26 protein-coding genes and 1 pseudogene are annotated in these 19128 nt (G+C 70.5%); 23 read left to right on the top strand and 4 right to left on the bottom strand.

Going from position 1 to position 19128, the window contains the following annotated elements; all coding sequences use genetic code 11:
- The first annotated feature begins 28 nt into the window (after positions 1-28).
- The 8 genes and pseudogenes from ACLQ2N_RS32900 to ACLQ2N_RS32865 all read left to right on the top strand — a co-directional run bounded on the left by ACLQ2N_RS32900 (position 29) and on the right by ACLQ2N_RS32865 (position 4819).
- Positions 29-445 (top strand): hypothetical protein, encoded by a 417-nt coding sequence (locus ACLQ2N_RS32900; RefSeq protein WP_425818928.1) that lies wholly within the window; start codon positions 29-31, stop codon positions 443-445.
- Positions 446-566: 121 nt separating this feature from the next.
- Positions 567-1415: a hypothetical protein gene (locus ACLQ2N_RS32895; RefSeq protein WP_425818926.1), complete on the top strand. Its 849-nt coding sequence runs from the start codon at positions 567-569 to the stop codon at positions 1413-1415.
- Between the two features lie 59 nt (positions 1416-1474).
- Entirely contained in the window at positions 1475-2113 is a 639-nt protein-coding gene (locus ACLQ2N_RS32890; RefSeq protein ID WP_425818924.1) for a hypothetical protein, read from the top strand.
- Positions 2114-2211: 98 nt separating this feature from the next.
- Positions 2212-3041 (top strand): annotated as a pseudogene (locus ACLQ2N_RS32885) (IS5 family transposase).
- 146 nt (positions 3042-3187) lie between these two features.
- On the top strand, positions 3188-3631 hold the full coding sequence (locus ACLQ2N_RS32880) for a hypothetical protein (RefSeq protein ID WP_425818922.1): 444 nt from the start codon (positions 3188-3190) through the stop codon (positions 3629-3631).
- The gene (locus tag ACLQ2N_RS32875) at positions 3628-3963 is read left to right on the top strand and encodes a hypothetical protein (RefSeq protein WP_425818920.1); all 336 of its coding nucleotides are present in this window, start codon (positions 3628-3630) and stop codon (positions 3961-3963) included. Before ACLQ2N_RS32880 ends, ACLQ2N_RS32875 begins: the two co-directional genes overlap by 4 nt.
- On the top strand, positions 3960-4424 hold the full coding sequence (locus tag ACLQ2N_RS32870; RefSeq protein WP_425818918.1) for a DUF4262 domain-containing protein: 465 nt from the start codon (positions 3960-3962) through the stop codon (positions 4422-4424). The genes ACLQ2N_RS32875 and ACLQ2N_RS32870 overlap by 4 nt, the downstream gene beginning before the upstream one ends.
- A 20-nt stretch (positions 4425-4444) precedes the next feature.
- Positions 4445-4819: a hypothetical protein gene (locus ACLQ2N_RS32865; RefSeq protein ID WP_425818916.1), complete on the top strand. Its 375-nt coding sequence runs from the start codon at positions 4445-4447 to the stop codon at positions 4817-4819.
- Between the two features lie 26 nt (positions 4820-4845).
- Here ACLQ2N_RS32865 and ACLQ2N_RS32860 read toward each other — a convergent pair whose 3' ends face one another.
- Together ACLQ2N_RS32860 and ACLQ2N_RS32855 are read right to left on the bottom strand one after the other, a co-directional pair.
- Positions 4846-5163: a hypothetical protein gene (locus ACLQ2N_RS32860; RefSeq protein ID WP_425818914.1), complete on the bottom strand. Its 318-nt coding sequence runs from the start codon at positions 5161-5163 to the stop codon at positions 4846-4848.
- A 21-nt stretch (positions 5164-5184) separates the two neighbouring features.
- Positions 5185-5628: a hypothetical protein gene (locus ACLQ2N_RS32855; RefSeq protein WP_425818912.1), complete on the bottom strand. Its 444-nt coding sequence runs from the start codon at positions 5626-5628 to the stop codon at positions 5185-5187.
- Between the two features lie 134 nt (positions 5629-5762).
- On the opposite strand from ACLQ2N_RS32855, the gene ACLQ2N_RS32850 reads away from it, so the two are divergent.
- The 14 genes from ACLQ2N_RS32850 to ACLQ2N_RS32785 all read left to right on the top strand — a co-directional run bounded on the left by ACLQ2N_RS32850 (position 5763) and on the right by ACLQ2N_RS32785 (position 16750).
- Positions 5763-6128 carry a hypothetical protein gene (locus ACLQ2N_RS32850; RefSeq protein WP_425818910.1) on the top strand — a complete coding sequence of 122 codons (366 nt, stop codon included), beginning with the start codon at positions 5763-5765 and terminating at the stop codon, positions 6126-6128.
- 88 nt (positions 6129-6216) lie between these two features.
- Positions 6217-6582, top strand: a complete 366-nt coding sequence (locus tag ACLQ2N_RS32845; protein WP_425818908.1) for a hypothetical protein — start codon at positions 6217-6219, stop codon at positions 6580-6582.
- Positions 6579-6791, top strand: a complete 213-nt coding sequence (locus ACLQ2N_RS32840; protein WP_425818906.1) for a winged helix-turn-helix transcriptional regulator — start codon at positions 6579-6581, stop codon at positions 6789-6791. Before ACLQ2N_RS32845 ends, ACLQ2N_RS32840 begins: the two co-directional genes overlap by 4 nt.
- A 214-nt stretch (positions 6792-7005) precedes the next feature.
- A complete protein-coding gene (locus ACLQ2N_RS32835) occupies positions 7006-7449 on the top strand; it encodes a peptidoglycan-binding domain-containing protein (protein ID WP_425818904.1) in 444 nt (147 codons plus the stop codon).
- Positions 7450-7736: 287 nt separating this feature from the next.
- Positions 7737-8735 carry a hypothetical protein gene (locus tag ACLQ2N_RS32830; protein ID WP_425818902.1) on the top strand — a complete coding sequence of 333 codons (999 nt, stop codon included), beginning with the start codon at positions 7737-7739 and terminating at the stop codon, positions 8733-8735.
- A gap of 369 nt (positions 8736-9104) precedes the next feature.
- Positions 9105-9605, top strand: a complete 501-nt coding sequence (locus tag ACLQ2N_RS32825; RefSeq protein WP_425818900.1) for a hypothetical protein — start codon at positions 9105-9107, stop codon at positions 9603-9605.
- A gap of 154 nt (positions 9606-9759) precedes the next feature.
- Positions 9760-10089, top strand: a complete 330-nt coding sequence (locus tag ACLQ2N_RS32820) for a hypothetical protein (RefSeq protein ID WP_425818898.1) — start codon at positions 9760-9762, stop codon at positions 10087-10089.
- Positions 10086-10496, top strand: a complete 411-nt coding sequence (locus ACLQ2N_RS32815; protein WP_425818896.1) for a hypothetical protein — start codon at positions 10086-10088, stop codon at positions 10494-10496. The genes ACLQ2N_RS32820 and ACLQ2N_RS32815 overlap by 4 nt, the downstream gene beginning before the upstream one ends.
- Positions 10497-10607: 111 nt before the next feature.
- Complete coding sequence (locus ACLQ2N_RS32810) at positions 10608-11660, top strand: hypothetical protein (RefSeq protein ID WP_425818894.1); 1053 nt, start codon at positions 10608-10610, stop codon at positions 11658-11660.
- Between the two features lie 241 nt (positions 11661-11901).
- A complete protein-coding gene (locus ACLQ2N_RS32805; RefSeq protein WP_425818892.1) occupies positions 11902-12234 on the top strand; it encodes a hypothetical protein in 333 nt (110 codons plus the stop codon).
- 49 nt (positions 12235-12283) lie between these two features.
- The gene (locus ACLQ2N_RS32800; protein ID WP_425818890.1) at positions 12284-14050 is read left to right on the top strand and encodes a hypothetical protein; all 1767 of its coding nucleotides are present in this window, start codon (positions 12284-12286) and stop codon (positions 14048-14050) included.
- Between the two features lie 69 nt (positions 14051-14119).
- Complete coding sequence (locus ACLQ2N_RS32795; protein WP_425818888.1) at positions 14120-14683, top strand: hypothetical protein; 564 nt, start codon at positions 14120-14122, stop codon at positions 14681-14683.
- Between the two features lie 858 nt (positions 14684-15541).
- Positions 15542-15847, top strand: a complete 306-nt coding sequence (locus ACLQ2N_RS32790; protein ID WP_425818886.1) for a hypothetical protein — start codon at positions 15542-15544, stop codon at positions 15845-15847.
- Positions 15848-15910: 63 nt separating this feature from the next.
- Positions 15911-16750 carry a hypothetical protein gene (locus ACLQ2N_RS32785; RefSeq protein ID WP_425818884.1) on the top strand — a complete coding sequence of 280 codons (840 nt, stop codon included), beginning with the start codon at positions 15911-15913 and terminating at the stop codon, positions 16748-16750.
- 117 nt (positions 16751-16867) lie between these two features.
- Here the strand turns inward: ACLQ2N_RS32785 and ACLQ2N_RS32780 are convergent, their stop codons facing one another.
- Entirely contained in the window at positions 16868-17743 is an 876-nt protein-coding gene (locus ACLQ2N_RS32780) for a GNAT family N-acetyltransferase (protein ID WP_425818882.1), read from the bottom strand.
- 47 nt (positions 17744-17790) lie between these two features.
- A complete protein-coding gene (locus ACLQ2N_RS32775) occupies positions 17791-18219 on the bottom strand; it encodes a hypothetical protein (protein WP_425818880.1) in 429 nt (142 codons plus the stop codon).
- A gap of 124 nt (positions 18220-18343) precedes the next feature.
- On the opposite strand from ACLQ2N_RS32775, the gene ACLQ2N_RS32770 reads away from it, so the two are divergent.
- Positions 18344-19120 carry a hypothetical protein gene (locus ACLQ2N_RS32770; protein ID WP_425818878.1) on the top strand — a complete coding sequence of 259 codons (777 nt, stop codon included), beginning with the start codon at positions 18344-18346 and terminating at the stop codon, positions 19118-19120.
- The last annotated feature ends 8 nt before the right edge of the window (positions 19121-19128 follow it).

Genomic DNA, 19128 nt, shown 5'->3' with positions numbered 1-19128 from the left:
ACACGCACCCCGATCGGAGAACCACCCCGTGCCCGTCGCCGCCCTGTCCCCCGCGTTCGACAACGCCGTGACCGCCCTCACCGCGCACCCCGCCGTCACGGAGATGGCCCAGGACCTCCTTACCGCGCCCCCGGTCATGCTCGGGCTCCTCCTGACCGACAGCGGCACGCCGACCACCCGCTTCATGGCACTGGCGAACGAGCGGTTCACCGAGCGCACGGGCGAGACCGCCCCGTTCCTCGGGTCCGTGGCCCGGGCCGTCCAGGCCCGCCTTACGGAGCTGCGCGCCGAACAGGAGCGCCGCCAGGAAGCCGAAGCCGCCGAACTCGAAGCCCGCCAGGCCCTGCGGGACATGTGGCGCCACGGCTCCCCCCGCTGCCCGCTCACCCGCTACGCGACCGCGTCCGGCGCCCTCGCCGACCGGCTGACCGGCCCCACCGCCTGACCTCCCCCGCACGCTGCGCCCCGGCAACCGCCCACCGGCCCGGGGCGCGCCTCTCCTGACCTCTGCTCGACCTCGCCGCCCGGCACACCGCGCCGGGCGGCCCACAGAAAGGCTCACCTTCATGAACACCACGCCCATGCCGCGCAGCGCCGCCACCGCGACCAAGGTCTTCGAGCGGCTGATGGCCTCCGCGTTCCTCTCCCAGGAACACATGCTGCTCGACCTCGCGCCGCACGCCGGCCTGCTGTGGCGGTGCCTGTGCAAGCAGGTCAACCCGCTGAACCGCGCCAGGTGCAAGAAGTGCAGTGAGGCGCGCCTGTGGACGACCGACGTCACCCCGACCGCGCACAACGAGTACGGCGCCCTTCTGGAAGACCTGCGTACCGCCCTGACGGGGTGGTTCGATGACCGGCCCAAGGAGCGCCGCCCGGCCGCGATCGGCTTCCGCGTGACGACCGAGTACGACGACGGCCCGGCGTGGGCGACGGACGCGGTCGCCTACTTCACGGACTGCCCGGTCGGGAAGGAGTACGGGACGGACTTCAAGCGCTCGTCCGTCTCCGAGGCCCTGGTGGAGCTCGGCGACTTCGACCGGCCGCAGGTCGGTCACCAACTGCGCGTCGCGATCCCGTCCCCGTTCGCCGAGGTGGTCACCGACGTGCGCGGCAACGAGTACGCCTACCCCATCAGCGAGTACGCCCGGGAGGCCGCCAGTGTCCTCGCGGAGAGCGGCGAGGGGTGGGAGTCCGAGTCCGGGTACATCGGCGCGTACGGGACGCTCTGGGGCCCCAACACCCCGACGCTGCGCGTGTGGGTGGACGAGTGGAACGACCTGACGGTCGCGCGCGACGACAACCCCGACGACAAGCGGGTCACCGTCGACCTCCCCAACGGCGCGCCGTCCCTCCCCCGGGAGATGCGGGCCGTCGCCGAGGACATCGCCGACATCATCCGCACCCACTTCATCTGACCGATGCCTGCCGCCGCCCGGTGCACGCGCACCGGGCGGCCCTCTGGAAGGAAACCCGCGTGAACCTGTACCCCGGCGACGCCATCGAGGTAGGCGTCACCCGTGCCCCCACCCCCGCTGCTCCCCCGCCGGCCGTGGTCGCACCCCTCGCAGCTGGTGCCGTTGTGGCGCCCCTGATCGGGGAAGGTGCAGTGGGCGCCCTGGGACACTGCGCCCCGATCACGTCCGTAGTGCTGAACCCTGACGGCTTCGCTGACCTGGAGACCGTGCGCGCGATGGTGGCGCACTGGACTCGGGACCAGCTGTACCGGCTGGGCAACGTCCTGACCGCTACGGCCGACCAGCGGATACCTGGACAGCTGGTGGACGTAATGCGCGCCCTGTACCACGAGCAGCCCGGAACGGTGCAGTCCCCCATCGTCCGGGTCGAGTTCGTCACCAACGCGAACTACGACGACGGCGTGTACTGGGATGAGGACACGGTCTGTCACCACCGGGCCGACGGCACCGTGACCGAGGCGTGGGAGAGCCCGTCATGTGCGGAGACCCCGGAAGCGGCCGAGGAAGCGCTGTGGGATGGGTTTGTGGAACTGCTGGCCGACTACTCCCGTACCGCTCACCCGCAGCATGGGGACCATCTCATCGTGGATCTCGTCACCGGCGAGTTCGACCACTCCGGTAAGTGGTCGCTGGTGTAAGCGGCCGACCGCGAAGCCGAAATGCCGACCTTGCCGACAGGCTGAGCGGCCTAGGTTCTGTCGTCAAATGATCTTGGGTGATGGATCATGGTCGGGTGATACGTCGCCATGAACTGTCGGATGCCGAGTGGGAGTTCGTCCGCCCTCTGCTGCCCCGGTCGGAGCGAGGGCGGAAGCGGCTGGACGACCGGACGGTCCTCAACGGGATCGTCTGGAAGTTCCGGACGGGCACGGCCTGGCGAGACGTGCCGGAGCGGTACGGATCCTGGGCCACGCTGCACACCCGCTTCCGCCGGTGGGCCAGGGACGGCACCTTCGAGCGGATGCTCCGCGAAGCCCAGGCACAGGCGGACGCGGTCGGCGGGATCGACTGGCTGGTGTCGGTCGACTCCACCGTCGTCCGAGCCCACCAGCACGCCGCCGGAGCCCGAAAAGGGGGCTCCGAAACCCGGCACTCGGCCGCTCCAGAGGGGGACTGACCAGCAAGATTCATCTGGTCTGCGATGCCGTCGGCCGACCGCTCGCCTTTATTCTCACCAGCGGGAACACCAACGACTGCACCCAGTTCACCGCCGTGATGGAGGCGATACGGGTGCCCCGCATCGGTCCCGGCAGACCCCGCGTACGGCCCGATCACGTCTTGGGAGACAAGGGCTACAGCTCGAAGGCGATCCGGGCCTGGCTGCGGCGCCGGGGCATCACGCACACCATCCCGGAACGGGCCGACCAGATCCGCAACCGGGCCCGTCGCGGCAGCCTCGGCGGACGCCCCCCGACAGTCGATCGCGAAATCTACAAGCATCGCAACGTCGTGGAACGCTGCTTCAACCGCTTGAAGCAATGGCGCGGCATCGCGACCCGCTACGACAAGACCGCCGAGTCCTACCAGGCAGCCATCACCCTCGCCGCACTGCTGATGTGGGCGTGACACTTTGACGACAACTCCTAGGGCTTCAACCTGTCCCCGATCTGCTGAACCGCTGCTGCGCCCCGCTGCCCCTTCGGCGGCGGGGTGTAACGGTTTTACCCCCTCACCGCGTCTACAAGGCGTAGCGACCCACCTGGAGGCTTCCCGTGATCACCGGCACCGGCCCGATCTACCTGCACATCGACGGCCAGCAGGCGCCCGGCCCGGACCGCGCCGGGCTGGAGGCGGAGAACGCGCGGCTGCGCGACGAGGTGGCCCGGCTGCGGGAGGGCGAGGAACCGGCAGACCTGCACGAGCCCGTCACGGCCGGCGGGCATCTGCTGTGGATGCTGAACCACTCGACGGCCGCTGTCCGCCTCGACCTTGCGAACGGTCTGATGCAGGCCATGCGGCACTCGAACGCCTGCCTGGAAAGCCACCATGAAGGTCGGCTTCAGCGCGACGCGGCGCGGCTCACCCGCGCGGAGAGCATCCTCCACCACGCCGTCCAGGAGGCGCGGCGCCTGGCCGTGGTCAGCGACGGTACCGGGCGGGGCGTGGCCCTGACGATGGAGTTCGTCCTGACGCGCGGGGCCGAGGGGCGGATGTGAACGGCACGCGCGTCTTCCACTTCGAGCATGCCCCGGTGCGGGTGCGGGTGCGCGGCGGTGAGCCGGTGTGGTTCGTCCGGGACCTGGCCGCCGCGCTCGGCGCCCCGGCCCCCGCCGGGCCGCTGCTCCCCGCCTCGGCGAGCGCGCTGCCCGGCATCGCAACGACCGCTCAGGTGTGGCCGCTTGTGGAGCTGGCCGGCTGCCGGGCCTCGGACGCGTTCCGGGCCTGGGTGACGGACGTGTCCACGCGCGTACTCGCTTCCCCTGCCCCGCAGCCGGCCCGGGTGCCGCATGCCCGGCCGCGCCCCATCCCTGTACGGAGAACTGCGTGACCGCCGACGTCTACGACGAGTCCACGAACCTGCTCTACCCGGGTCACCGCCAGTACGAGCGGCCGTTCCCGCTGCTCCCCGTGGACAGTGGCGTCGTGTGGGTGCCCACTGCTGACGGGGTGCAGCCATCCGTCGCGTACACGGTTGGTCTGGGGGACCGGCCAGGCCGTGAGTACGAGATCGCGGTGTTCGGTCTGCCACTGCACCCGGCGTACGCGCTGGCCCTGGCCGTCGCCGAAACGCTCGTGCGCAACGGGCAGGACCCCGCTGACGGCCTGGAGCTCGAAGGCGTCGTGGACGAGCCGCACCTGGTCCGGCTGCGCCGCGTACAGGACACCTCCCTGCTCGAAGGCGTCGGAGACGTGCCGGTCTGGCAACCCGTCGTCTCCGACAAGTGGGGCCGCTTCCCCGGCGACCCGCACCACGATGCGTCATACCCCTTCTTCCAGCCCCTGCCCTGAGCCTGAAAGGCCCCCGCGTGATGTCTCACCGCTCCGTCAGTCGTGGCACGCTCCTGCTGCCCATATCCGCTGCCCTGCTCACGTTCGGGCTGCTGTTCTCCGTGGCGCTGCTCAACGGGGACGACGACCCGCCGACGTGCCCGGCGTCCCGGTCCGGAGTGGTGGACATCGTCAGCTCCGGACCCCGGCCGTGCATCTTGCGCGGCGGGGCGGCCGCCGTCGCGCCCGGCGCCGGCTCGGGGGCGGGCCAGGCCACGGTGCCCGGCACCGCGCGGAAGACGACCGGCCAGGGCAAGGGCCCGACCGGTGCCGCGAAGCCGCAGCGGAAGGCCCCGGCTGTGAAGGCCCCGGCTGTGAAGGTTCCGGCTGTGAAGGTTCCGGCCAAACGACGCTGACTCGCCCGGCGGCTGACGCCCGGTCGTCAGGGGCGCGCCCCGGCCCCGGCTTCGTACCCGTCTGCCGGGCCCGGTGTGTGCGCGAGGCGCAGCCCGGGCTGGGGCCACGCGTACGCGCGGCTGGACACAGTCGTATCGCCCCGCAGGTCGACCGCCACCTGATAGACCACGCTCCCGTCTGCCCAGTCCTGGCGGGCCTCTACGGGGGCGTAGCGCCACCGGTTGTGGGAGCGCACGTAGAGGGCGGGCCGGCCGGTGCGGGGCCAGCAGTGCACGCGCGGGCGGGGCCCGTCGCTCTCCTTCCAGCACCGGTGTTCAACAGCGTCCGGGATGTTCTCGCCCATAGGTTCGATGGTAGGCGTGCGTCAGGGCTCGTCCCGCTTGACCAGCTCCGGCTTCGTGAGCTGCATCGGTATGAAGATCGCCACGGCGTACATCCCCACGGTGAAGACGGTGGCCACGGCGCGCAGGAACACCGAGTCCCCGGGCCGTCCTGCACCCCACACGATGCCCAGAGCCGTAGCGAAGCAGAGAACCCACCAGCACATCAGCACCCGCCACGCGCGCAGGTCCTTGCGGTACTCGGCCATCTTCGCGGCCCGCGCTTCAGGGGTGTCGTGCAGGATGCGGCCGTGCCACTTCCAGTAGGCGCTGCGCTGGTTGGAGGTCATCTCCTCCCAGTCGGCCGGCTTCAACGGGATCTCTATGCCCTGCCGCCGAAGATAGGCGCTGCGGCGCTCGCCGCTCAGCTCGTGCCAGCCGACCGGCGGCTGCCAGGCCATGACCTCCCGGCTCCTCCTGCTCGTCATGGCTGGGAACAGTACCGGCGGGCCCAAGTCCCTGTACGAGGAACGTGCGCGCTGCCGCTTAGCAGCCCGAGTCGCAAACCGCCGACGCGGTCCACCCTCCTGCGGATTCGTTCCCCTAGAGGAAGGCCCGTTCCATGTCCGTGAGCCCGTGCCGCCGCCGCTTCGGCGCCCTTGCCGTTGGTGTCGCCCTGATCGTGGTCGGCGCCATCCTGGCCGCGTTCGCCGTTTTCGGCGGTGACCCCCAGGCGCCCGATCCCAAGCCGTCGCAGACGGCCTGCAACGTCTTCGACCCGGAGTGCGGGGGCAGCCCGACCCCCACGGGCCCGACGGAGCCGTCCAGCACGCCGCAGCTGCCCAGTCCGACGGTCGCACCGCCGGATGGCAGCGGTGGTACCAGCGAGGGCGGCACTGGCGGCGGCGGCACCGACGGTGGGGGTACCAGCGAGGGCGGTACTGGGGGCGGCAACGCCGGCGGCTTCTTCGGCGGTACCGCCAGTTGACCCGACCGCAGTAACGCCGCGCCCCGTACGACGGAATCCTCGTACGGGGCGCGGCGTGTTGTCGGTGCGGGGTGCGACGGTGAGGAGCATGACCGCCACGACCGCCGAAGCAGGGCAGGGAACGGGAACGCTGGCCGACGCGCTGCGGCTGCCCGTGTGGAACGCGCTGGCCGATCGCGCCGACGGGCTGCGCCGCGCGCTCCCTGACCGCCCAGAGACCGCCGAGGAACGCTTTCAGTGGCTGCGGGCGCTCAGCCCCGCCCAGGCGCGGCGCGCGGAGCTCCTGGACCATCTCGACGCCCTGTGTGGGCACCTCGCGGGCCGTCCGGCGCCCGGGTACGCCCCTGACGATTCCCTGCCCGACGCGGCGCTGGAAGCTGCCGACGGGTTTTTGGGCGAGGAGACTGCCGAGCTCATCGCCGCTTACCGGGCCGAGCAGCGGGCGCGGCGTTGACGCGAGACGCGACGGAGATCGAGCGGCGCATCCTGGAGTTCATCCGGAGCGAGATCGCCGACAAGGGCGAGGCGCCGTCGATCCGGGAGATCGCGGCGGGAGTCGGGCTGCGCTCCCCCTCCACGGTGGCGTACCACCTGGGGCGGCTGGAGGAGGGCGGATATCTGCGGCGCGAGCGGGGGCGGAACCGAGCGGTTCGGCTCACGTAGAACCCCGGTGTGGATGTGATGTGCGCCGACGGTTTTGGCCGAAGCCCCCTGGATGCCTCTCGCCTTGGCCGCTCCTGACGTGCTCCGACCTCGGATGGCGCAGCGGACTACCGGCCAACCCTCCCGCTTCAGCCCCGAACGAGGCGGGGCTCGTGCCAGAGTGGGCGGGTCGAGGAAGATCCCCGTATGTCGGGTTGGCATGGAGAGGACAGAGATGCGATCGATCAAGGCAAGGGCGCTCATTGCCGCCACAGCTCTGCTCGGGATTTCCGCCGGGACGCTGGCGGCCTCCGGTACTGCCGTCGCTGTGACTCAGGCGAGGCCACAGGCAGTCGTCTCAGGGCCAGCGGCGGTCACCGAAGTTGTCAATCTCGGGCTGACCACGGCACAGGCAAAGAGGGTGCAGGACTGGCTTGCCGACCTTCACGGCTACACCGGGCCCATCGACGGCCAGCTCGGTACTGGCAGCTGGCAGGCCATGCAGCGGTTTCTCCGCCAGTACAGCTACACGGGCGCGATCGACGGCATCGTGGGAACCGGGACGATCAAGGCCCTTCAGCGGTTCCTGAAGGACTATGGGTACTACTCCGGTGCCATCGACGGCATCGCCGGAGCTGGCACCAAGGCCGCGTTCGCAGAGATGGCCAACTCGATCTGAGCCGAGGCTGCACGGTGTTGGTCCGGTCATCCCCTGTGGCTGGGCCAGCACCCCTTTTGCTTCTACGGCGCCGACTGGAAGCCGGCGCCTGCGCTCTCCGGGCCGGCCGCTCACAGGCGGCCTCCACGGCGTGTGGGGGTGGTCTGCTGCGCCCGGGAGGCGTACCTTGCCGAGCCCCGCACCCGCTACCGTCTCCGGCGCCATTTCGGCGCCTGGCCGGCCCGGGCGCTGGGCGGGCTCCGAGGACCCCAGGACACAAGGGGGCCCGGGTGCCTACCTTCCGCGCTATGACGAAGACTGGTTCTCCCACCCTTGGCCGCCCGACCCATCTCAACGCGCAGAAGATCGCCCGTATCGCGAAGGCGGTGCAGAAGGGCCGGACCCGGGCGGAGGCTGCCGCGGAGCTCGGCATGCCCCTGACGACGTTGCAGAGGTGGATCACCCAGGGCCGGCGGGTGCGTGACGCGGACGGGGCCGCCGCGACCGGCCTGGACCTGCTGACGCTGCGCCTGGTCCTGGAGCTGGAGAACGCGGAACGCAAGCGTAGGGCTGTCGACCGGATCATGAGCGAGAAGGATCTGGGCCGGGACGTCGCCGCGGAGAAGAAGCCGCTCGGGCGTCCGGCGCTCCTGACGGACGACGTCGTGAAGGCGGTGGCGCCGCTGTTGGCGAAGGGGCAGCTGGACGAGGCGGCGAAGGCCGCGGGCGTGGACAGGCGCAGTGTCTCGCGGTGGCTGGCCCGGGGACGCGAGGTGCACGCGGACGGGCGGGCCCGGACCGAGTACGAGCGGCGGTGCGGCATCCTCTACGCCCGCGTGGAGGCTGCGCAGCAGCCTGCGCCCGTCCCCGTGCTCTCCCCGGCCCAGGGCGGGCCGACGAACCCGGGAGGCGGGAAGCGAGTGCTGGCGGCCGCGGACGTGAAGGAGCTCGTGGCCGCGATCCGGGGAGGGGCGACGCGGGAGCAGGCCGCGGCGCGTATCGGGGTCTCGTACCGGACGCTGGCGCGGTGGCTCGCCCTGGGCGGCCGGGTCGAGGCGGGGAAGTGCGCGAGCGACCACGAGCGGCTGTGCCGGGAGCTGCGCACGGGCGTCGACCGGGCGGCCCCGGAGCGGCAGCGGCCGGTCGTGGTCGGAGAGATGAAGATCGCGCGCGGTGGCGTGGCCGCCGCCCCGTCGATCGAGGAGGACAGGCCCCTGGAGCCGGTCATCGTCATCGGCCGCCCCCGCCGCTTCCTGGGGCGCCTGATCGCGAACTGCCTCGGGATGCAGAAGACGCACCGTTCCTGACCTGCGGAAATAATCCACGTGCGCCAGAGCGCATGAGGATTTCCCTCATGCGGTGGAGCGCATCAGGTGCAGTCCTCATGCGCTCCACCGCATGAGGCCACGTACGCGACACCGCATCTGGCCTGATGCGGTGTCGCGTACGTAAACAAGAGGAACCCAACACAGACGAAAGAAGAAGACGAAGACAGTTGTGGTGGGCCACCCGAGATCGCTGCGGGCCCGGGCCGCTCCGGCGCCCTTCTCGGCCGGCAAGCGGCCTCACCCCGAGACGCTAACGATCACGGACGGCAGCTTCAGCAGCTCGAACACCGCTCCAGGCCGGAAGCCGAACCCGTCGGCTGACCGGCACGAACGAACGGACCCGAGCCCATGAAGCCCACCGTGATGAACGCCCTCGACAAGTGGAGGGAAGCCTCCGACCAGCTCCGCGAATCCGCTGTCAACGCCCTGGGCCTGGCCCTGCCCGGCCTCGCCCCGACCAAGACCCCGACGTACTGCTGCCCGGTGACCCTCACCATCGACAAGCCGCGCGAACTCGGCAACGGCCGCGTCTGCGTCGATGACGACACCCGCGCCACCGTCGAGCTGGACGACGTCCCTAACGACGTCATCGCCGAGGCCGTCGACGCCATGTTCGGCATCGGCTGGTTCGACCAGGCCGACGGCCCCCTGACCGACGCAGCACCCGGCGCGTACAACTACGACGACGAGCAGACGGGCGCGGAGTACGAGATCGTCCTCGGCGACAACGCCACCCGCACCGGCCGCGTCTACGTCTCGTACGTGCCCGTTCCCTACGCCGCGGAACTCCTCGACGCGATCACCGCCGCCCGCTCCCGTCAGGAACAGGAGGCTGCTGCCGCCGGCTGACCGGCCCCGGGACGGTAGCCGCCCCGCACGTGCATGTTCCCGTTCTCGCTCCCGCCGCTCCCCCGCGGCCGCCACCGGCGTCCCAGCGCGCGGGGGCAGGACGGAGAACCCCACCGTGGCCCCTCGACGCCGACGCACAGGCCCCACGGACGCTGTGCGCGCTCTCGTGCACACCCGGGACGGCGGGCACTGTGTCCGCTGCGACAGCCCCCGGGACCTGACCATTCACCACCGGGTCAACCGCGGCATGGGCGGCGCCCGTGAGGAGTGGATCAACCAGCCGCAGAACCTGCTCCTGGTGTGCACCGAGTGCAACGGCTGGTTCGAGGACCACCCGCGCGAGTCCTACAGCCACGGCTGGAAGGTGCGCCGGCCGATGCTGCCCAGCGAGATGACGGTCCTCTACCCCAACGGCGCCGAGTTCGTGCTCCTGCCCGATGGCACCCGCTCCCGCGTCACCCGCACCGCCGGAGGTACACGGTGATAGCCCGGCACATCCCCCTCACCTTCCGCTGGCACCTGCTCGTCTGGCGCGGCGGGCCCCGCCTCGCCGTCAGGCCCCTCCGCGGCCACGACTCCGGACAGGCCCAGATGATCGGCGCCACCTTCAGCGTCGCCCGCTTCACCCTTGCCGCCCTGAGCGTCCGCATCTACGACCACGGCATCGGCAAGCACTGGTACCGCGACTTCGGCCGGTTCTCCGTCGGAGGGTGGCGCAACGGGAGGCGCGTGCCGGTCAGCACGGGATGGATGCTCGCTAACCTGAAAGGCGAGCCGCGGATCATCAGCGGTATCTCCGTCACGGTCGCGTCCCGCACCGTGTACCTGATTCGGCTCCGTACCCGTGCCGAGCACCGCGCCCACCTGTCCCGACGACGTCAGAACATGTGAGAGCCGTGAATCGGCGGACATGGTGTACAGTTCCCTGTTAAGGACGTACGGCTAGGGGAGTCCCCTGCCATCAGCACCCGGAAAGGGTGCGCACCCGGGAACGGGCCCACCATGAGCAGCATCGACTACACCGCGATCCGCACCAAAGCGAGAGCCGAAGTTGACGACGAGCTCGGGAAGATCATCGACCCGCGCGAGCGTCGCGCACTCGCCGAGGAGATCCGCGACCAGGCGCACATGGAGCTGTCCATGCTCAGGGACGAGCGGCAGCAGCTCGTCGCCGCAGCGGCACTCTACGAGCCCGCACCGGACCTGCACGAGAAGTTCGGCATCAGCCGCACGCACCTGCGGCGCCTGACGATGGGCCTGTTGCACAACGACCTCGACCGCGAGCAGCAGATCAACCCGCCGCCGTGGCCGCCTCTGTCCGAACGGGCCGAGGCTGCCCGCAACGCCGGCCTTCCCCACCCCAAGGACGCCGTGGACCAGGCAACAGCGATCTCCGCCCGATACGAGGAAGCAGCTGCCCGTCGGCGTGCAGCCAAGGAACACCTGGGGGAGGCGGGCGAGGAGCTGCGGGCGGCGATTGGCAGGGTGGACGTCGGCCAGCTGGAACGGCCCGACTTCGCGACCATCCGTGAGCAGGCCCGGACCGCGATGCTGGACGAACTCGCCGCGGTCGACGGGTCTCCCGAGGAGCGGCTTCGGCTCGCAGCCGAAGCCGTGGATCACTGGGAAGAACAGCTCAACCGGCTGCTGCCTGAGCGTGATGCCGCGATGTGCTCGCTCGCCTTTTACGCCACGGCGAAAGGCGTCTACTACTCCGCGGGCATCAACCGCAACGCCTGCAACCGCATCCTGGCTCGCGTGTTGGGGGTGCCGGACATCGCCGACATCCCCAAGCGCGACATGCAGCCGGCCGCGGCACGTGCCGCAGGTGTGCGGTTCGTCAAGAAAGCCGGCACCAAGCTCCCGAAGATCGCGCTGGAGTACGAGGCGGCGAAAGCGCGGCACGACGCAGCGCTCCAGGTGCGCAGAGAGCTGATCCTCGTTATGGGCGCCGAACCGTACGGCTGGGAAGCACCCCAGATCGCCGAAGTGATCGACCGCGACCCCAAGGTCGTCCGCCGCGTTCTCGACGCCAACGGCAACGCGAAAAAATAGTTCTGCGAAACCTGTAACACCTGGCGGACTCACTCCGTCTATGGCTGTGAAGGGCACCCTGTCCTCCACTCCGGTTGGTTGGTTCAACACCCCCCGGGGCGGCCCCAACCCCCCTTGGGGCCGCCCCACCCCCTCAACTTCGGCCCCCGTTCCACGATCAGGCACGCTTCCACCCCGCTCCCCTGGGCTGGTCCTGGCGATTCCTGGAGAGGGCGGGGGCCGAGGACGTACAGGAACACCGATGAACGATCCCGAGCGCCCCACGATCCGGTACGTCGCCGGCCGCCCCATGCAGTGCAAGGACATCCCCGACGAAGCACTGCTCAACGCCGTCCGACGCACCCCGCAGCCCTACCCCAACCCCCCGCACTTCGTGCCCCTGCGGATGTCCTGGGACGTGCAGACCGCGCTGGAAGAGATCACCGGCCCCCTCCCCTACAAGCTGTTCCTCGCGAAGATCCGCAGGCTCTTCCACAAGGGCCTCCTGTGCGGCTGCGACTGCGGATGCCGCGGCGACTACCACCTGTCCCTGGAATGCCTGAACAGCACCTACGGATGTGGCTACCGCCCCTGACCGAAACCGCCCGGGACGGTAGCCGGGCACAACGGGCACCGTGCGCGCCATGGCTGCCCCGACCTCCCCGACTCCTGCCGTGGCCGCCGCGCACGCCGCCGTCGAAAACCGTGCCGGCGTGCGGTCCCGCATCGCCTCCCGCGAAGCCGACCTGCTGCTCCGCGCCCCCGTACCGGCCCGGCGCGCCGTCCTCAAGACGCTCGACACCCACGACCTGAGCCACGTCCTCACCGAAGTCGAGCGGGAGACCGGCACCCTCTACGGACTGTGGGCCGACACACCCAGCGGCTTCATCGAGGACGTGCTGGGCGAGAGCATCTGGTCGAAGCAGCGTGACATCGTTGACGCGGTCCCCTTCCACAAGCGGATCGCCGTCCCCGCAGGGTTCGGCGTCGGCAAAACGTGGATCGCGGGCAGGCTCGTCGCCTGGGCAGGAGCGGTCAACCCGCCCGGCACGATGGTCATCGTCACCACCGCCACCCGCTTCCGGCAGGTTCGCAACCAGCTGTGGCCCCACATCCGCAAGACGGTCGCCCGCGCCGGCCTGCCGGGCTGGTGCGACACCACCCAGTGGAAGATGCCCGACGCCTACGGCAACGACGTCGTCGTCGCCTACGGCTTCACCGCCCCCGAGGGCGACGAAGCGGCCATGCAGGGCATCCACGGCACCCCGAAGCTCCTGATCGTCGTGGACGAAGCCGGCGGCATCGCCCGAAGCATCGGCGCCGGCACGAACAACCTCCTCACCGGTGACGCGCGGATGCTGGCCATCGGGAACCCGCCCGCCGACGACCCCCGCTCATGGTTCGAGGGTCTGTGCGAGGAAGGCGAGGACCCCGAGGAACCCACCACAGTCACCGTTCCCATCGCGACGTTCGATTCCCCCGCGATCACCAAGGAACGCGTCCCGTACTGCAACGACTGCCCCGCAGGCGTCCCGCCGCACTCCCTCGCGATCCACCTCCCCGACATGGACTGGATCGACCGCACGATCCGGGAGTACGGCGAGGACCACCCGTACGTCCAGGCCAAGGTCTACGCCCGCTTCCCCAAGGGCGGTGGCGGCAAGGTCATCCCGATCACCTGGATCGAGGACGCGCAGCAGAACGAGGACCCCACCGGCCCCGGCTGGGTGCGCCTGTGCGACCTCGGCCTGCCCGGCGAAACCGCCAAGCACACCGTCAAGCAAGGCTCCTGGGTCCGCCTCGGCGTCGACGTCGCCGCGGACGGCGGCGACGAGTTCACCATCTACCGCATCGTCGGCGACGCGATCGAGCACCGCCACCACTCCAGCGGAGCCGCCAACGACAACCAGGTCACCGTCGCCAAGAAGATCCTGGAGGAGATCCACGCCGCGGAGCGCCTGGCGCAGGCCCTCGGCTCCACGGCGAAAGTCCACGTCAAGATCGACAAGAACGGCCTCGGGCACGGCGCCGTCGGCATGCTGGAGGTCTGGGGGCAGAATGGCAAGCACCACAGCGAGATCATCGGCGTCATGGTCTCCGAGTCCCCCGACCGCGACGACCCCGGCGCCCCCATGCGGCCCTTCCGCAAGCGCGACGAGATGTGGCTCGCCTCCCGGGCCCTGCTCCAGCCGGACCCGGCCACCGGCTCCGGCCGCCTCCGGCTCCGCGTCGACCGCCAGGCCGCCATCCAGCTCACCACCCCCAACCTCGGCAACAACGCCGGCGGCTACTCGGTGGTCGAGTCGAAGAAGCAGATGAAGGCCCGCGGCATGAAGAGCCCCGACCGCGCCGAGGGCATCCTCCTCGCCGTGTACGAACCGCACGTACGCCGACGCGGCCTCATCGCGTGAACGCGGCCCGCCCCCTTGGGCACCGGAAGTCCTTGGCGGCCGCGCCGCGCCAGAGGAGATGATGAAGCCGTGGACTACAGCCTTGTGACCGCCGCCGCCCAGGCCGCCGGCCCCTGCACGCCCGGAGAAGAAGCGGCCTGGGGCCGCCGGGTCCAGGGCCTGGCCGTGGACCTGCACATGATCGCCGCCCAAGTCGCCCAGGAAACCGCCCGCCTGGAGAGCGCCGCGAAGTTCGTCGCCCTCCTGGAGAAGGTCGAGATCGAGGAGTCCAGCCGCCGCGGCCTGCTCACCCTGCGCACCGCCGACGGCAGCGCCGAGGAGATCCGTACGGAGCAGCAGGAGACCGACCGCGGCCGGCAGATGATCGAGCGGGCGCGCTCGCTGCTCGGCCGCTGGGTGCTGGTGTACCGATACAACGAGTCCGTCGGCCGGCAGAAGTCCGTGCGGATGGTCGCCCACCTCATGGACATGGGTGAGGGCGTGATCGCGGTGAACATCGCCAAGAACGTGCTCCTGGACGCCGCCGGTGGGGACGCCGCGAGGGCGCGGGCCGCGTGGGAGGCCGCCGGGCTGCGCGACGTCGTCACCGTCACCGCCGCCGAGCTGGCCAAGGCGCGGGCCGCACTGAACTGACGGACGCCGTAACGAACCGCGCAGCTTCGGCGTTGGCCGGACATGAGTAGTCAAGTGGAGAGCTTCGCCCATGCGGCGGGCCTGTCGGTTCCGGCTGCGCGAGAGTGGATCAGGCTGCGGGAGGAGGGCCGGGCCCGCCATGGCGATGATGACGAGAGGGTCCAGACGTACATGTCGTGGGAGATTGACGGAGCCGCTAACCGCGGCGCGGAGTGGGCGAACGAGATCCGCGCCCTCTTCTTGCGGAATCAGTGAGTACGCGCGAAGGCCCCCGGCTGACCGGGGGCCTTCCACCTGCGGGGCCTTGCTCCTTCTCCTCGGCACTGAAGCCGCCGAGAATGGACCCTAGGCTGGCCCTGTACTGCTTGTCCCTGACACAGGGTGTTGTGCGTCAGTAGACGAATGCGTTGCGATCCTCAGCCCCGGGCGCCACTGTCCTCCCGTGGAGGCTCCCCTGTTGCCAGAGAAGATCGCCGGGTTCCCCAGGGCTCCGGCGACGAGAACAACGTAGCAGGGCCGGCCGACGGGGAAGGCCCCTTTCGCTCGAAAGGATGCTGCCGGCCTCGGCGGACGCGGCCGGCAGCCAGGCCCGGTAACAGCAAACCTAGCCCCCGGCACCCACCCGGACCCGTGGCCTCCTGCGGGCGGTCTTGGGTCCGGGATGGACCGTACTGGACCAGGCCGGACCGGATCGGTTCGACACGGCCCATGGCTCACGCCGCACCCGACCGGCGGCCCCCGGGTTTGCGGTGCGAGGTGCCAGTTTGCTGTTACCAGACTCCTCTGGGTGCGTAGGCAGCCCCGTCTGCAACGTCGGCCCGATTCGGCCCCGGCCCACTGCTACGGCAGACTGCCGCCATGAATCACCAGCAGGCACACGAAGAACTGGCCGAGGCAGTCGCCGACATCCGGCACACATCCCTGCGCGTCGACGGCAACCTATGGAGTCAGATCGGCACACCCGACCTGACGACGGCACTGGAACTCATGCAGCGCACAACCGATCCCGCCGAGTACGAAGCCATTGCGCATCGCGTGTCGGAGGCATTCATCATCGAGCCGGGCCAGCTCTACGCGCACGGGCTCGACAACCTCTCGTTCGGCACCGCGATCCTCTCGCTGCGGCTTGCGCTCGCCCACCTGGACGCCACGCAGCGCGTGTAGTAGCGCGCCCCGCGTTCGGAAAGCGCCCGTCTGCCGGCCACCAGCCCCCTTACCCTGGCACGCGTGACCCGCACCGCCCTCGCCGCTATCGACGCCTTCCTGGAGCAGCTGCGCGCCCTCCAGTTCGCCGACGAGACCCGACGCGTGCGCGGCACCTTCCTCGCCGAGTACCTGGAGCACGCCCAGAACGCGGAAGCCGCCCCCCTCGCCTCGCTGAGCGCCGAGGAACTGATGGAGCTCCCCCGCGCCCATGCCTGGCTCGAAGACGCCGCAGCGGGGCGCACGCGGCGCCGCAACACCCTCTCCGGCCCCAACGCCCGCTCGGCCGCCGCGACCAACCGCGTCCGGATCATCACCTACAACGTGTTCGCCGAGTACCTGGGCAGCCCCTGGCGCCTGGAAGTCCCCCCGAACGTCACCGGCGAGCACCTCGACCCCGACGAGGCGGCCCAAGTCGTACGCCGCCTCGCTGTCGAGCGCCGCGGCGCCACCGCCGCTGTCGCCGTGCGCACCGCGGCGGTGGCCGCGCTCGTTGCCGAGACCGGCCGCACCGTCGCCGAGCTCGCACCGCTGTACACCGACGACGTCCAGCTCCATCACCGGCCGCCGCGCATCCTCCTGGCTGCGAAGCTCACACACACCCTGTCCCCCGAGACGGCCCGCGTCCTGGAGCGGTGGATGCGGCAGCGCGCCGGCATCATCGCCTCGTCCCTGCAAGGCACCGACCCCGGGCACCTGTGGATTCCCACCCAGCCCGGCCGGCCCCGCGGCGAGCAGCCGACCCCGCCCGGCCTGGAGGCCGCCGCGGTGCGCACCCTGCACTCCGCGCACCGCCGGCTCGTCCTCGACCTCCTCGGCCGCCCCGTGCGCCCGGGCGCACTGCGCACCGAGCAGGGTCCGTGAACGCCGACGGGCCGTCACGTTGCGCGGGCGGCCACGGCCGCCGGCACGCAACAGGCCCGGTACCGACGGGGGACGCGGTACCGGGCCTGTCTCGACTGTACTGCGCCCGCTCGAACTTCAACCGCGGGCGCGGCCGCGGGCCTTCTTCTCCCGTTTCCGGTCGCTCTTCGAGGGCTTGTTGCGCGGCGCGGGGACCGGAGCGCCGCCGGCGTCCGGCCAGGGCTGATCGAAAACGCCTGCGATGGCGGGCATCCCCGTAGGGTCCTTGACGAGCTTGAGGTCCGGGTGGAGGGGGGCAACGATGGCCCGCAGGTCGCCAGTCATGCGGCGGAATGGTGCCGCGTGACGTTCGCTGTCGAGGAAGGTGATCGGGCGGTCAATGGGCCACTCAGGGGCCATCCGGCGGTGAAAGTCGCCGAAGCCACTGCCCTCGTGGAAGAACCACAGCGCCACGCGCCAGCGTCGAGACTCCTCTGTGCTGTCCAGATTGAGCAGGGCGTTCAGGAGTGCTTCCCCGATGCCCTGGCGGCGCACGCTGGGCGAGACCGCGATGTCCGAGATTTCAAGGACTCGCTCCCGCATCTGCTGAACCATCGGGGCCGGCAGTTGCGTGAGAGCGTGGAGCGCCCACTTCCCCGGCGGGCCGGCGTTCACCAAGCCGACAACCTGCCCGGTTGCGGTCTCCTCCGCAACCATCATCAACACCGCCTCGCCCAGCAGGTCCCCGCCCGCAGCAGCCTTCTCGCTCAGCTTCTGGTAAACCGCATCCTCGGTGAGAACACCGTCGGAGAGCTTCGCCAGATGCCGGGCCATCTCCCGCACACCGTCATCGGCGGGACGCGATCCGGACTGCGCGGTCTTCAGCTCCAGCAGCCGCCGGTTCGCGGCCAGGCTTTCCGCGTCGTAGCCCGGGTTGGCCTGCGCCATCAGCTCCAGAGCCGAATCGATGTCCGCCGCCTGGAGCAGACGGATGCCGTAGCGAGAGGTATCCATACCCTCAAGGCTAGTTCGCCGAACGAACGGGGAAGCGCCCGAACCGCTCAGGCGCCCTCACCGAAAAGCTGTTCCCGGAACTTCCGATTGCGCTCCTGATTCGCACGGATCGCCTCAACGGCCTGCTCGTTCTCCAGCTTCTCGATGGGGAACAGCGCCGGACCGAGCCGCCCTCCGTTTTGCTGTGCGTACGCGGTGATGAGCTGCACAGTCCGGTGGGTGTCCACGATCGGATCGCGGTAGACCGAACCCTGCTCGCCGTCCTCGTACGTCACCTTCTCGCTGATCTTGCGGTCGAAGGTGTCCAGCGCGGCCTTGAGCGAGCCGATCTTCTCGTGGACGGAGCGCCAGTTCCCGTCTTCGGCGTACCCGATCAGGGCGGAGATCCGGTAAACGACGTGCGCGAAGTCCTCGGCGAGCACGACCTCCCGGTCCGAGGCGCCGAGGAGTTCGGAGAGCCGGGGATCGTCGGTCATCGCGGGCCTTTCACTGCTGTCCTGTGTGATCGGGCCAGTCTTCCACGGGCGTTCGAGACCGCGTGCGTAATCCGGTCTTTCTCTGCGTAGGCTGGGGGCACCGCCGTCCTGAAAGGTTCAGCCGATGCCCGATACCGTGCCGCCGGGCCTGCTGACGCCGCTGACCGTTGAGGCGGTCCGCTGGCACTACCACCCGGACGACCAGCGCGACGAGGACGCTATCGAGGCGACGTGCGCCGTGCTGGCGGAGCTGGTAGGTACGGCGTGGCAGACGGTGAAGGAGCGTGCGGCCGGCAACCGGGCCAACGACCCGGCCCTGCATCGCCTGATGGTCAACCTGCATGTCGAGGGGTTGGACGTGACAGCGAGCGGCTGCGCCCTCTCCCTGTACGTCTCCGGTCGCGGCTCCCACGACCTACTGCATGCCCGCACTGGCGAGCGGATGACGGCCGCGCTCACCGCCGAGGCCCACATCCCGCTGCGCGTGGCCGCCTGCTCCAGCCGCCTGCGATGGACGCGAGGCATCTACTGCCAGGAGCACTCCCCCACGCCCGTCCCGCCGGACCCCGACGCCGCACGGGCCGCCGCGGAGCGCCTGGAGGAAGTAATCACGGGGCGCCGACCGGCGGACGACGGCCCGCAGGCCGCGAGCCATCGACTCCTCCTTGTGCTGCGGCACCGGCTCAACATGCACCCCGCTGGGGCACTGTGGGCCGGGCACCCGGACGGCGTCTTCACTCTGCGATGCGGACCTGACGATGCCCGGCGCCTCATCGCCCTCGGCATGCCCGTCCGGCCGCACCTCGACGGGGAGGTCGGCGCCACCGTCGGCTTCACCCTCACCGACCGCGAGTGCCATGCCTTCGCCGACAAGGTGGTCGCGCTCGGACCCCTGGTCTAAGCGACCAC

The organism is Streptomyces sp. DT224 (assembly GCF_049844595.1).
Taxonomy (GTDB): domain Bacteria; phylum Actinomycetota; class Actinomycetes; order Streptomycetales; family Streptomycetaceae; genus Streptomyces.
The sequence above is the reverse complement of the archived record's forward strand: the minus strand, read 5'-3'. Positions and strand labels throughout refer to the sequence as shown.